General features: G+C 69.2%; 13 protein-coding genes. 2 read left to right on the forward strand and 11 right to left on the reverse strand.

Going from position 1 to position 13059, the window contains the following annotated elements; all coding sequences use genetic code 11:
• Positions 1-28: 28 nt before the first annotated feature.
• Positions 29-1384 carry a polyhydroxyalkanoate depolymerase gene (locus tag U0042_RS08070; RefSeq protein ID WP_114810499.1) on the reverse strand — a complete coding sequence of 452 codons (1356 nt, stop codon included), beginning with the start codon at positions 1382-1384 and terminating at the stop codon, positions 29-31.
• Between the two features lie 324 nt (positions 1385-1708).
• Here U0042_RS08070 and U0042_RS08075 point away from each other — a divergent pair, with 324 nt between their 5' ends.
• Entirely contained in the window at positions 1709-2371 is a 663-nt protein-coding gene (locus tag U0042_RS08075; protein WP_114810500.1) for a glutathione S-transferase, read from the forward strand.
• A 19-nt stretch (positions 2372-2390) separates the two neighbouring features.
• Here U0042_RS08075 and U0042_RS08080 read toward each other — a convergent pair whose 3' ends face one another.
• Complete coding sequence (locus tag U0042_RS08080) at positions 2391-4604, reverse strand: winged helix-turn-helix domain-containing protein (protein WP_157977806.1); 2214 nt, start codon at positions 4602-4604, stop codon at positions 2391-2393.
• Between the two features lie 292 nt (positions 4605-4896).
• The gene (locus U0042_RS08085; RefSeq protein ID WP_114810503.1) at positions 4897-5514 is read right to left on the reverse strand and encodes a GNAT family N-acetyltransferase; all 618 of its coding nucleotides are present in this window, start codon (positions 5512-5514) and stop codon (positions 4897-4899) included.
• A gap of 408 nt (positions 5515-5922) precedes the next feature.
• Here U0042_RS08085 and U0042_RS08090 point away from each other — a divergent pair, with 408 nt between their 5' ends.
• Positions 5923-6531, forward strand: a complete 609-nt coding sequence (locus tag U0042_RS08090) for a hypothetical protein (RefSeq protein ID WP_157977807.1) — start codon at positions 5923-5925, stop codon at positions 6529-6531.
• A 48-nt stretch (positions 6532-6579) separates the two neighbouring features.
• On the opposite strand, the gene U0042_RS08095 is transcribed toward U0042_RS08090, so the two are convergent.
• The 8 genes from U0042_RS08095 to sctQ form a co-directional block, all read right to left on the reverse strand.
• Positions 6580-7044, reverse strand: a complete 465-nt coding sequence (locus U0042_RS08095) for a CesT family type III secretion system chaperone (RefSeq protein WP_017775650.1) — start codon at positions 7042-7044, stop codon at positions 6580-6582.
• A 105-nt stretch (positions 7045-7149) separates the two neighbouring features.
• Positions 7150-7341, reverse strand: coding sequence for a hypothetical protein (locus U0042_RS08100; RefSeq protein WP_156125932.1), 192 nt, complete (start codon positions 7339-7341; stop codon positions 7150-7152).
• Positions 7342-7478: 137 nt separating this feature from the next.
• A complete protein-coding gene (locus tag U0042_RS08105) occupies positions 7479-7721 on the reverse strand; it encodes a type III secretion protein (protein ID WP_114810505.1) in 243 nt (80 codons plus the stop codon).
• Positions 7722-7731: 10 nt separating this feature from the next.
• Complete coding sequence (locus U0042_RS08110; protein WP_114810506.1) at positions 7732-9132, reverse strand: secretion protein; 1401 nt, start codon at positions 9130-9132, stop codon at positions 7732-7734.
• A 230-nt stretch (positions 9133-9362) separates the two neighbouring features.
• Positions 9363-10550, reverse strand: coding sequence for a hypothetical protein (locus tag U0042_RS08115; RefSeq protein WP_114810507.1), 1188 nt, complete (start codon positions 10548-10550; stop codon positions 9363-9365).
• The gene (gene sctS / locus U0042_RS08120; protein WP_017775655.1) at positions 10547-10810 is read right to left on the reverse strand and encodes a type III secretion system export apparatus subunit SctS; all 264 of its coding nucleotides are present in this window, start codon (positions 10808-10810) and stop codon (positions 10547-10549) included. Before sctS ends, U0042_RS08115 begins: the two co-directional genes overlap by 4 nt.
• Before the next feature lie 20 nt (positions 10811-10830).
• Entirely contained in the window at positions 10831-11481 is a 651-nt protein-coding gene (sctR, locus tag U0042_RS08125) for a type III secretion system export apparatus subunit SctR (RefSeq protein WP_114810508.1), read from the reverse strand.
• Positions 11465-13006, reverse strand: a complete 1542-nt coding sequence (gene sctQ, locus U0042_RS08130) for a type III secretion system cytoplasmic ring protein SctQ (protein WP_114810509.1) — start codon at positions 13004-13006, stop codon at positions 11465-11467. The genes sctR and sctQ overlap by 17 nt, the downstream gene beginning before the upstream one ends.
• Between the last annotated feature and the right edge of the window lie 53 nt (positions 13007-13059).

Genomic DNA, 13059 nt, shown 5'->3' on the forward strand with positions numbered 1-13059 from the left:
TCACCCGAACCCACGGGGCGAACGACGCTCAGGTCGACGAAGACGATGCGGCCGCCTTCGCAAGCGCGGCCTTCGTCAGCGTTTGCGCTTCCATCAGGGCATGCAGGCTCACGAGTTCGCTCGCGACGCCGTCGGCACGCGCAGGCAGGCGGCTCGCGCGCGGCTCGTTGTCGTGAATGGTGGCGCGCACGAGCGGATAGATCTGTGTTTCCCACTTGCGGCCGTTGAACACGCCGTAGTGGCCCACGCCGGTCTGCACGTGATGCGTCTTCATGTAGGGGCGCAATTGCGAGCACAGCTCCTGCGCGGCCACCGTCTGGCCCACGGAACAGATGTCGTCCTTTTCACCTTCCACCGTGAGCAGCGCCGTGCGCCGGATCGCAGCCGGTTCCACCAGGCGCCCGGCCACCTTCAGTTCGCCGCGCGGCAACGCGTATTGCTGGAACACCGTGGCCACGGTTTCGAGATAGAACTCCGCCGTGAGGTCGGTGGTCGCGAAGTATTCGTCGTAGAACGCGCGGATCTGGTCGGCCTTCGCGGCATCGCCTTTCGCGCGCTCGAAATACAGCTCGGAAAACGACGTGGCGTGCCGCTCCATGTTCATCGACATGAACGCGGTGAGTTGCACGAAGCCGGGATACACGCGTCGCTGTGCGCCCGCGAAGCCCGGCGGCACCACGCCGATCAGATGCTTCTCGAACCATTCGATCGGCTTGCTGTTGGCCAGATCGTTCACGCGCGTGGGATTGACACGGCAGTCGATCGGCCCGGCCATCAGCGTCATGCTGGCCGGTTGCGCGGGATCGTCGGCGGCGGCCATCAACGAGACCGCGGCGAGCGCGGCGACGGTGGGCTGACAGATGGCCACGAGGTGCGAATCCGGCCCGATGCGATGGATGAACGACACCAGATGCTCGACGTACTCGTCGAAGCCGAAACGTCCCGCGGAAAGCGGGATGTCGCGCGGGTTGTGCCAGTCCGTGATGTAGACGTCGTGGTCCGCGAGCATGGTGCGCACGGTGCCGCGCAAGAGCGTGGCGAAGTGGCCCGACATGGGCGCGACGATCAGCACGCGCGGCTGCGGCGCGGCCATCTCTTTGCGAAAGTGCAGCAGCGAGCCGAACGGCGTGCGCTTCGTCACTTCCTCGACGACGGCAACGCGCTGGCCGTCCACCTGGATAGCGTCGATGCCGAATCGCGGGCGCCGATGCGTGAGGCCCGCCACCTCGATCAGTTCGCACAGCGCGGTGAAGCTGCGCCCATACGGCGTGGCCGCGAACGCGGGCCATGCGTTGCAGGCGGCGTGCGCGAACGACGCCCAGGCACGCAGCGGCCGTGCGAGATCGGCAAGAGCTTGGTACGACGGATAGGCAAGCAGATTCATGGCGTTTGCGCGACGAGGCAGGCATGGGGTGCAAAGGCAATACGTGTGCCAGTCGTGCGCCGCCGTGGTGTGCTGCTTGCGGATCGAAGGCCACGTCGTGGTTCCTTCAAGCGCCCTTGAAGCGGTGCGCTGGCTCTTGTCCGGGGGCCGCGTCTTCACGATGCCGATTGGCATGGTGCTTGCACCATCGCGGGCAGTCGTGCTCGCCGCGCAGGCGGCTCGTTTTGCGCAGCATCGTGGTGCGTGCGGTGCCGTTCCAGTGCGGCCGGCACCTTGCCGGACAGCTCGCGGTGCATGCGCGCACCGAACGGAACGGAGACCCCTATGGCCAAAACGGCGAAGACGACATTGACGGTCAGCAGCTACAACTATTCGTCGTGGTCGCTGCGCGGCTGGCTGCTCGCGAAACTGTCGGGGCTCGAATTCGAGACCGTGACCGTGCCCATCGACGCCGCCGCGCGCGCCGAACTGCTGCTGCTCTCGCCGTCCATTCTCGTGCCGTGCCTGGAACACGACGGCATCAAGGTATGGGACACGCTCGCCATCGGCGAGTACCTCAACGAGATTCGTCCCGAAGCGGGACTGCTGCCGCGCGAGCGCAAGGCACGTGCGCATTGCCGTTCCATCTGCGGCGAGATGCATTCGGGCTTCAGCGCGTTGCGCTCTGCGCTGCCGATGAATCTGCGCGGCTATTTCCCGGGCTTTCGCATCTGGTCGCGCGCGCAGGACGACATCGAACGCGTGCTCGCCATCTGGCGCGAGTGCCTCGCCGGTTACGGCGGCCCGTGGCTCTTCGGCGAAAACATCGGCATGGCGGACGCGATGTATGCGCCCGTCGCCACGCGCTTTCTGACCTACGACGTGAAGCTCGACAAGGACATGGCGGAGTACTGCATGCGCGTGCTCGCGCAACCGTTCGTGGCGGAGTGGATCGGCATCGCGAAAGCCGAGACGGAAGATATCGACGAACTCGACATGGAGTTCTAGGCAGCGCCGCCGCTTCGAGCTATTGCCCCTTGCCCTGCGAGATTTCGTCGTATCGCGCCTGCAGATCCGCCGCGCGTTCGATCTCGCCGGCCTTCGCCGAACACACGATCAGCCCGATCAGCGCGTGCTGGCGCCCGGTGTTGTCCGCGCAGGCGTTCGCGAGGTCGTAGGCCTGTTGCCACGCGGCCGCGACTTCGTCGAGCGGCGCTTGCACGAGCGGCAGCGTTCGCGCGAGGGCCGCGTACAGCCGCATCTCGTCGCGCACGCGGCGGGGCGAGGCGTCTTCGGCGCGCGCCACCGCCGCGCGAATGGTGCGCACGTATTCGTGCGTGAGGCCGAGCGCGCGCCAGAGCGGCTCGGACGCTTCCACGAGCGCGAGCACGAGATCGAAGCGGTCCGCGTGAATGGCCCAGTCGAATGCGCTGCGCAGGTCCGCCACGTCGTTGCGGTCCAGGACCGCATGGCGCGTGTCCGCCATGCGATCGCGTCGCGCCGCGAGCCGCGGCACGAGCGATTGCGCATGCGCTGCCGCGGCGCGCGAAAATTCGCCGCTCTGCCAGAGCGCGTCGACTGCGAAGGCGCGCACGGGCGCGGGCAGGCGCAGCGTGGGGCCCGTTGCGTCGTCGATCTGTTCGACGAAGCCGGCGTCGATCAGATCCGCCACGTGCGCATCCACGTCGACGTCGGCGCGCGCGGCGACGGGGTCGTCGACGGCGTTGCCGAGGAAGACGCGGTTCGGCGCCGCGCATTCCGCGAGCAGCCGCACGGCCGAACAACGCGAGAACTCGCCGGGAAAGACGCCGAGGCGCATGAGGCAGCGGCGGGGTGCGTCGTCCAGTTCCGCTGCCGCGAGATCGAGCACTGCGGCGAGCGGTGCCGCGCGCGACACCGGCACATAGAGCGCGCCCGCGCGATGCACCATGAGGTCGTCCAGCGCGCGGGCGAAGGCGATGAGCGCGGCGTCCAGCGTGAAGCGCGTTCGCGTGCGCCGCGCGATGGCCGCTGCCGCGAGTTCCAGCGCGAGCGGCACGCCGTCGAGTCGCCTCGCGATCAGCGCGGCGGCCGCGAGCGTTTCAGCGCCGAGGCGCCCCGCATCGAAGAGCGCCAGCGCGCTCATGGCGCTGCGGCTGCGGCGCGTGCCGACGGGGTTTGTGCCCATGGCGTTCGTGCCGCTGGGGTTGGTGCCGATGGTGTTCGTGCCGCTGGGGTGCTCCGCGAACGGTGTGCCGGGCAGCGTGGCGATTCGCGCGAACAGCAGGCGCAGCGCATCGAACTCGGGGGCGTCGACAGGCCCCACGTCGAGGCGGTCCGGCGTGCGCAGCGGGCCGAGCGGCACCACCTGCTCGCCCGCGAGAAAGAGCGGGGCGAGGCTCGTCGCAATCACGTGCACCGACGTCGCGGCCACGAGCGTATCCACGAGCCAGCCGGCCGGCTCGCTCAACTGCTCGCTGCAATCCACGATCAACAGGATGCGCCGCGTGCCCAGCGCCGCGACGAGGCGTTCGAATGCGGAAGCGCCAGGCTCGGGCGCGATGCCTGCACTTATCCCGATGCCGAGCGCCACGGTTTCGGCGAGGCCCTCGCCCTGGGCCTCGCGCGGCAACGCGACGGAAAGCACGCCATCCGGAAAGTGCGCTCCGAGCCTGCGCGCCACTTCGCGCGCGAGCCGCGTCTTGCCGATGCCCGGTGCACCCGCGAGCGTGACGATGCGCGTGGCCGGCACGAGGCCGAGCAATTCGGAGAGTTCTGCGTGGCGGCCCACGAACGGCGTGAGGCGCGTGGGCACGCGCAGCGCGTGCGCGGGCTCGGCCAGCGGCGTTTCGTCGGCGGTATGCGGCGACTGCGGCGGCTGCGGCGCGCCGTGCGTGACCGCGTCGTCCTGCGCCGCGTCGGGTTCGATCTTCCGGACCGGCACCGCGAGCCGGTATCCGAAGCCCGGCACGGTCACGACGAGATCGCGGTCTGTGCCGAGCGCGCGACGCAGCGCGGACACCTGGGCTTGCACGGTGTTGTTGTCGACGCCTGCGCGCGCGGAATCCGACGGCCAGCCGCGCTCGCCCAGGCGCGCGAGCGAAACCGGCCGGCCCTCTGCTTCCACGAGCGCGCACAGCAGTTCGAGCGCGCGGGCGCCGATCTCGACGGGCACACCGTCGGCGGTGAGGCGGGGAGGGTGCGGCGACAGCCGGTAACGATTGAATGCAAAGACCGGCCCCGTAGGTCGTGGTAACGACATCGTGGCTCCATCGTGAAGGCGGTCCGGTTCGTGCCCCGGGCTCGCGCGGCGCTCGGGGTGATGCGACTGATTGCGCGCCGGTTTGCGCCGCTGTGCGCCGGCCGCCGTGTTACGGCGTCCGGGTTCGATCAAAATGCCGCAAGCTTATTGCGTTGCTGGCGGATGGGCAAGAATGCCCACACGGCGAAGCGAGTTGTCGCCATGCGCCGCGCATGGTGCGCGTCGTTGCACTGCGCCACGTTGTGCGCGCCGTTCTCTGCGATGCATGCGCCGGCCTCACCGACTGCGGGGCTCAGGCCGGCTCCCAATCGATGCTGCGCGCGAGCCAGTCCGCGGCCGCATCGGCTTGCGGCGGTGCAGCGACGGGACGCGTCATCGCGTAGAGGTAGCTGTCGCCGGCGGCGAGGCCAAGGTTCGGCCGGCACTCGTGATTCACGAGCCGGCCTTCCAGCGTGAAGCCGAGCCGCTCCATCACGCTGTGCGCTTTGCCGTCCACGGCGCAGTACGCGAAGAGGCGAAACACGGGCGGTTGGGCGATCGTCCAGTGAAGCAGCTTGCGAAGCGCGTCGAGCGACGCGCGGCGCCGGCGTGCGGGCCCCGGCCGGCTGATCATGAAGCCCACTTCCACGCGCGGCAGCGCGGCCTGCATCTGGATCTCGCCCGCGAGCAGCCCCGTTTCCTTGTGCTCCATCACCCAGCGGAACGCACTGCCGCTCTCCCAGTCAGCACGCACGGCCTCGATGTAGGCAAGCGTCTCGTCGCTCGTGCGATGGCGCGGCATGCGCATGTGGCGCGTGGTTTCTTCGTCGCCGAGCATTTCTTCGAACAGCGCCTGCGCGTCGCGGCTTTCGGGCGCGCGCAGCAAGAGCGTGTCGGTCTCGAAGCGTTCGGGCGGACGAAACTGCAGCATCGTGGACTCCACCGGGGGCGGGATTCGAGTATGTCGCGCGCACGGCGGCCCGGCACGCCGGGGTGCGAATGCAGGCGGCGGGGGGCGAAGTGCAGGCGGGTTCATCGCTTGGTGCGCAGGTGCATCGTCCGGCGCTCAGCTGCATCGCTGTGCATGCAAGTGCATCGCGATGGAGGCAGGTGCGGCGCTGTGCATGCAGGTGCAGTGGTGTGCGTGGGATGCAGCGCCATGCAGGCGGATACATCTACGTCGTCACGCGGTTCGTCCCGTGGGCGAGTGCTTCGTGAAGCCGCGCGTGCGAACGGGCTGCCTGCGTTATCTCTGTGCTGTGCACGGTCGTGCGTCGAGCGCGCGGCCCGCATGGGCACAGCCCACCCGTTTCAAACGTAGCGAGCGAGGTTCCACCTGATGACGAAACTCGACGGCGTTTCCCCTTCCTCACCCGGGGCCATACCGATCGGTCCGGGCGCCGCCACACCCGAGCCCGCGAGTTCTAAGCCGCCCGGCACGCTCACGGGTACGGTGCTGCCGCCGTCAACGCAAGCCGTACCCAGCGCGCAACTGGCAGAACTGGCAAGACTCGACCCGGTGGGCTCGACGCACGGCAGGCACAGGAAGGCGACCTTCGCCGCGGGGCCGTCCGGCGTAACGGCTCCCGGTAGCGCGCCGTCGCTGCGCAGACGAAGTCCCGGCGATGCCGAGGCGAAGCGCGCCGCACTCGCGCTGCGGCCGAAGGGCAGCGTGGCGAAACCCGTGACCGACAGCACGCATTCGAGTACCCACGAACCGCCGCCGCCGCTCGACGAGGTGCTGACGCCGCCACACGAAGACACGCCGACGGCCGACGGCGCTCAGGCCACCGGCAAGACGGAGCAGCCCGCGGGACTGCACGAGATGGCGGCGCTGCACAAGCTCGCGGAGGCGCGTCGGCAACTGGGCGAGCACTGCCGGCAGGCCCTTTCGAAGATCATCGAGAAGGGCGTGGAGATGGTGGTGGAGGCTTCAAGGGCGGCATGACGGCGGCGCCTGCATAAGCGCGGCTGCACAGGCGCCGCATGGCACCCGTCACGCCCTCAACCACATATATTCCCCGGCCACCACGCCCTCGAACATCTCGTCGGTCGATTCGATGATGTTCTGGCGCCAGTAGCGCCCGTGCTCCGCGTAGTGCGCGAGCAGGTCCGCCAGCACGGCGCCGTCCACGTCGGGGGTCATCGGCACGCGCAGCACGAGCACGATGCCGCCCGTGTCGGTATCCAGCCCCAGTTGGGCCTGGTCCTGCGCGTAGATCAGCAGGTTGGCTTCCAGCATCAGCCGGAACACCGTGAGCGTGCGTCCCGCCGTGACCGCGCCGTAGTGGAAATTCGCGTAGAGCGCTTCGAGGTCGTTCTCGAAGTGTTCGAGGCGCACGTCGAAGCCTTCCACTTCGATGGACCGCGTGCGCAGCACGTGAGCCGCATCGGCGAGTCCGACGGTGCGGCACAGGTCTTCGACGAGTTGCGCGTAGCGCTCCGATGGATTCAGGTTCACAGGCCGCAGCGAAGAAAAGCGAAGAGCGGCCGGCGTGCGTCGCGAGAGGCGGCGCGCGCCGGCCGGTGATGCAGTGTGCGAAGCTGCGGGAGGCTAAGCCTTCCGTCAGCCTGCGCGCGACGCGTCCTTCACGTTGCTTGCGCCGCTCTTCGTGACGTTCGCGAGCGACGACGCCATGCACTGTTGCAGTTGCATTTGCGCCGATGCGAGCGTCATCTGGTTCATCTGGTCGGTGATGCCTTGCATCTCGCCCATCGTGGAAGCGCTGCCAAGGGCGCCAGTGAGCATTTGAGCCATAACGTTACTCCTCGTTGAAGTGACAAGATTGCCTTCCGGCACGGCGGCAGCAGCGTAGCCGTGCTGCCGTGCCGGAAAAGCCTCGTGCCCGGCGCCGCGTGTCGGACACCGCGGCGCCGGTAGCCGCGCCGCGTGCCTTACGCTGCGCCGCGTTTTTCCTGCAGGTGCGCGACGATGCGGCTTGCCGCCAGCATGCCGCGATAGAGCTTGCCGAGGTTGTCGCGGTCGGTTGCCGTGGCGCCCGCCGTTTCGCTGATGTTCTTCGCCGTGGCGTCCAGCGCCGCGCGAATGGCCGCGATGCGCGGGCCGCCGTTCGGGTCGGCCAGCGTCTTCTGCAGATCGTTGAAGTCGGCGGCGCAGGCTTGCAGGGGTTCGTACATGTCGTTTCTCCTACGGGGTATGCGGGGTGGGGCGGCTCGCAGCGGCTGTGCTGGAAGCGGGGTTCGGTGTGGCGTTCGATGCGATGCCCGTCGTGATGCCCGTGCCTGCCGCGGCGGCGCTCGTTGCGGCGCTGACTGCGGCGCTAAATGCGGTGCCTGCGGGGGCGCCGGAGGCCGCGCGGGGGCCGGGTGTCGGTTCCATCACGCCAGTCGCGGCGCCGGTCGTCACGGTGGGCGGCACGCCGCTCGCGCCGTCCGCCTGCGCGGCGGCCGCGCCCGAGGCACCGTCGGCGCTTCCGGCTGCGGCGCCCGAGGCGCCGTCCGGCGGATCGGGCTGGGCATAGATGTGCTTCACTCCGTCCGGTGTTTCGGCGTAGCGCACGGTGTCCGAGGTCATCAGCATCGAGAACGATGGCGGCAGCGGCTGGTTCTCCGCGGACTGCGTCACGTGGCTGCGAATGGCGCGCACGTTCTCGCTCAGGTCGTGGCGCACGCGCGCGATGGCCGCATCGAGATCGGCGGGATTGGCGACACTGCCCGTCACGTCGAACGCGCCGTTGCCCGCATACGCGACGCGCGCGCCGCGCACGCCGAGCGAATCTTCGATGCTGTGCACGTCGTTCTGCGCCACGTCGTAGCGCCGGTAGATGGCCGTCTGCGAGAAGCGCGCGAGCAGGCGGCGCACGGCGACGTCGTCCTCGGGCGTGCCCACCATACCGGTGACGAGCACCGTGTTGCCCTGCGCGTGGGCGTGCAGTTCGTTCATGTGCGCGGTGGCGAGGGCGTCGTTCACGCGCTGCGCGAGGCCGCCCGCGTCGTGAGGCAGCGCGGCGCGGCTCACCATCGTCGTCATCAGCACGGACCCGATCACGATAACGGCGCCCAGCATCGCGCAGGCGAGCGCGATGCCCGCAATCTTGCGGCGGCGCGAGCGTTCGGCTTCGCGGCGCTCCTCGCTCGGCTTGATGAGCAGCGTGGAGAGCAGATCGAGGTCGCTCGGCCACGCGGCGTCGGACCAGCCTACGCACAGCACCGTTTCGCCGAACTGCATGGGCACGAAGTCGACCAGCAACACGGTGCCGGGGTCGATGGGAGCGTTCGCGTCGGCGGGCGTGGTACCGCTTGCCTGCGGACTGACTGCAAGCGTGCCGCCACCGGGCTGGAATCCGCTCGCTGCGTCCACGCTCGCGCCGGCTGCACCGCTTTCCATCTCGACCGCTTCGGCCGTCTCCGGCACGAGGCGCCGTGCGCTCACCACGCCGTCCGCGTCGACGGCGAGCAGCACGTCGGCGCCGCGCCAGTCGGAGATGCGGATGTCGGCGTCGTCGTCCGGGCCGATACGGTGCGTGCCCGGACTCAGACGCAGCTCGGCGCCTGCATGAACACCCGTCAGGATACGCAGCAGTTTCATCGTGTGGACGGACCCGACCCTGTAAGCGTGAGGCAAGTGCGTGCACGGCGGCGCACGCGTCTGACGCTACTCTAGCGGCCTGATTGCGCGCGCCGGGCCGCGATGCGAAGCGCTCAGCGGCGAGGCGAATCGATGGGGCATGTGCCGCTTTTCATGTGTCGTGACGCGGGCGACAGCGCGCTATCCACGCCGGGTTGCGCTCGATTCTGCTCAGTGATGCCCCGTCGCCCTTACCCGCGCCGACGCGCGAGCATGCCGCCGCGCAGTAATTGCAGCGTGTCGATCTGATGGGCGAGGCGCGTGGAAGTGGTGGGCCGCGACGCGCTGAAAATCAGCAGCCCGAGCAGCAGATTGAAGCGGCCGACGCGGTCGGCGAGCAGCGTTTGAGCAGGCTCGCCATTGACGGATGTTGGACGCTCGGCGGAAGGCGGACTGGCTGGGGAGCTAATCGCGGGGCTAACGGCGGGACTGACAGCAGGGCTAACGCTCGGGCCAACGCGAGGGCCAGCATCAGGGCCAACGCGAGAACCAACACTCGGACCACGAACCGACGCATCAACCGCCGCACCACTCGCGGGCAAGACGCCCGGCGCCGCGCGTAATGTCGTGCCCAAAGCGGTCATGCCCGAAGCGGCCCTGCCCAACGCGGCATGCACGCCCATGCCCGTCTGCTGCGAACTCGCGCCCCTCGGCCCCGCAGTGGCCGCCGCTCGCCCGCCGCCCGTCGTCCGCTCGCTCGCCTCGATCAACCGCTGCCGCGCGACTCCCAACGTGATGGGCGTGAACGGCCCATACGCACGCTGCACGGCGAGCAGATCGAGCATCGCTTCGTGGATGCGCGCATCGAGCGGCGCGTGAGGGCTCGCGCTCATGCGCTGACGCAGGTCGAGCAGCGTATCGCTGAAGGCATCGAGCACCGCGCTTTCTCGCGCGCGCTCGTTCGGCGCCGCCGCTGCGATGCCTTGCAGCGCGCCTTGCGCGAGCGGCGGCACCGTGGCGCCGGGCCGGCTCTTCACGGCGGGCAGGTCTCCCTGCGCTTCGCCATGACTGTCGCCGTCGCCATGATGCTGCTGACCGCTGCCGCCTCCTCCGCCGCCGTCGCGCGTCACGCGGCGGTGCTCTTCGGGCGCGTGGCCGCCGTCGTCGATGTCGTCCGAGCCGCCGCTCACGTTGCGGCGCGTGCGGCGTTCGGCGCGGCGTTTGCGCGCGAGCGAATCCGCGAGCTTGCGCGCACGCAACTGGCTGCGTGTGGGGCCTTGCGGCTGCGTCTGATAACCGAACGTGGTGTCGCGATACTGCACCGCGAAGCGCGCCGTGCCGCTGTCGTTCGAAGCTGGCGTCGCGTTGTTCTGCGCCTGATTGACCGCGGACGTTTGCGCAGGTTGCGGCGTCTGCGGCGGCCCGCCGATGCGTGTCATTGCGGCACCGCCGTCTGCATGATCTCGTTGGCGAAGTGCAGGATCGCGGCCGCGGAAAACGGCGCGGCAATCACGATGGCCACTGTCACGGCGACGAGCTTCACGCCGTGCGAAAGCGTCTGGTCCTGCATCGACGTGATGGCCTGCAGGAACGACACGCCCAGGCCCACCACCGCGGCCACGATCACGATGGGCAGCGAAACGTACATGCAGAGCAGCATGCCCTGCGTGGTGAAGCGAACGAGCGTATCGACGTCCATGAGCTTGTTCCTGCTTTGCGCTACTTGTAGGTGAGCACGAGACCGTGAATGAGCGTGGACCATCCGTCCATCACTACGAACAGCAGCAGCTTGAATGGAATGGCGACGTTGGTGGGCTGCACCTGGTTCAAGCCCATCGCGAGCAGCACGTTCGCGATGATGAGGTCCACCACGATGAACGCGATGTAGAGCAGAAAGCCGATCTTGAACGCGTCCGTGAGTTCGCTCAGCGTGAACGCGGGCGCGAGCACGATCAGGTCGTTTTCGTGCAGACTGCCGGCGGCGTCCTTGGGCCACACCACGTTCGCGGAGCGGATGAAAAAGCGCTTCTCGCGTTCGTTCGCGTGCTTTTGCAGGAAGCTGCGAAACGGCTCGCGCGCCGCGCCGAATGCCTGAATGAGCGCCTGCGACGGCTGCCCCGAAATCTGCTCGCCTTCCAGCGTGTGTGCGGCCTGCATGCCCACGGGCGCCATCACGTAGAGCGACACGAGTATCGCGATGCCGTTGAGCACCATGTTGGGCGGCACCTGCTGCACGCCGAGCGCGTTGCGCAGGAGGCCCAGCACGACCACGATCTTGGCGTAGGAGGTGACCACCATCGCGACGAAGGGCAAGAGGCTGATCGCGACGACGACGAGCAGCAGCCCGGTGATGTCACTGAACTGGACCATCGCCGTGCGCCATACGCAGAATCCGGATGCCGAGGTGTTCGCCCACCGTGACGAGTTCGCCGTAACCGATAGTCTGGCCGTGCGTGACGAGCTTCAGCTGCGCGTCGGCCACGGGCGTGGGCAGCTCCAGCACGTAGCCGGGCCGCAACGCGCAGAGCTGCGAAAGCGGCAGCGCGACGGTATCCACTTCGAACTGGACCGGCAGATCCAGCTCGCCGATTTCGATCGGGTTCTGCGCCTGATCGTCGGCGAGCGCGTCGTCGGCGCGCACGGGGTCCAGTTCGTCGGACATGGTCGGCTCCTTCGTGATGACTAGCGTGTGCCCGTCGAATTGCGCGGGCGCGTGCAGACGGATGAGGCCAGGCGTGCCCCAGGCGGCGGTCGCGAGGGCGGCGCCGGCGGTGTGAGGGTCGCTCGGGCGGGTGGGGTCGGCGAATGCGGGCTGCGCTGCCGGCATCTGGCCGGATGCGGGGCGAGCGCCGTCTGCCGTTGCCACGTTGCGTGCGGCCCGCGCGGCGCCGGCAAGCAGCGGTGCAAGGCTTGGCGCGAACGCGCGCAGCAGCACGTCGCCGGGCGCGAGCGCCCGCAGCGTTTCGATGGAAAGACGGCGTGCGCCCAGCACGAGCCGGCCCGGCACGCGCAACTCGCCGAGCCTTGCGCGCAGCGCGGCATGGGCATCGAGCGAAACGTTCGCGCTTTCGTCGGCGTTGCGGCCGACTTCCAGCATGGCCGGCAGGCCGCGGCGCGCAAGCGCCGTCATATGCGCCGCGTGCGCCTGTTCGAGCACTGCGACGAGCGCCGGCGTGAGCGCCATCTGCGCGACGATGCGGCGACCGTCGAGCGTCAAGGCCAACGTGACGCAGGCCGCCTGCGCGTCGCTTGCGAGCAGGCCGCGCGTGAGCCGCACGACATGCAGGTCGCCCAGCCCCAACGCGGCCACGCGCCGAAACAGCGGCTCCAGCAGCACGCCGAGAATCGCGGTGCGCAGGGCGCGGTCGCTGTCGGCGGATGCGGACGTAGCCGCGCGTGCCGGCGACGCAGCAATGGCCAGCGCAGGATGCGCGGCGAGATCGAACGCGACGTGCAACGGACCCGCGGCGTGTGCGAGTTCGAGCACGCCGGGCATGTCGAACGACGCGGCCAACGCCTGCGCGGACAGATCGCGCGGCGCGACGCCTTCCACCGTCGCCTGCCAGTCCGCGACGCCCAGTGCATGACGCAGCACGACAGGCGTGCGCGCATCGCACAGCACGCGCGACGCACGCGCGGCTATGTGGGCGACGGGGCGCAGCGGCAGGCGGTGCGGCGCATCGTCCGAAGCTGAGTGCGCGTCCGCGCCGGCCGTCGCGCCTCGCCCCGGGTCGGGCTGATTCTGAGCCCCATTCCCGGCTCCATCCGCAGGCCCATTCCCAGGCACATTGGCCCCATAACGCACACGTGCCGGCTGCCCGGTCTCGTGCACCGTGCGCGGCGCCGCCTCCAGGTGGGGCTCGCCGGCCGGCAGTTCAGCAGTCAGATGGCCCATGCAGTGTGGCCGCACAAGGCGGGCGCGTTCGTCGAGCGTTGAGGGTTGCGCCG

It is taken from the genome of Paraburkholderia kururiensis, from assembly GCF_034424375.1.
In the GTDB taxonomy this organism is placed as follows: Bacteria; Pseudomonadota; Gammaproteobacteria; order Burkholderiales; family Burkholderiaceae; genus Paraburkholderia; species Paraburkholderia kururiensis_A.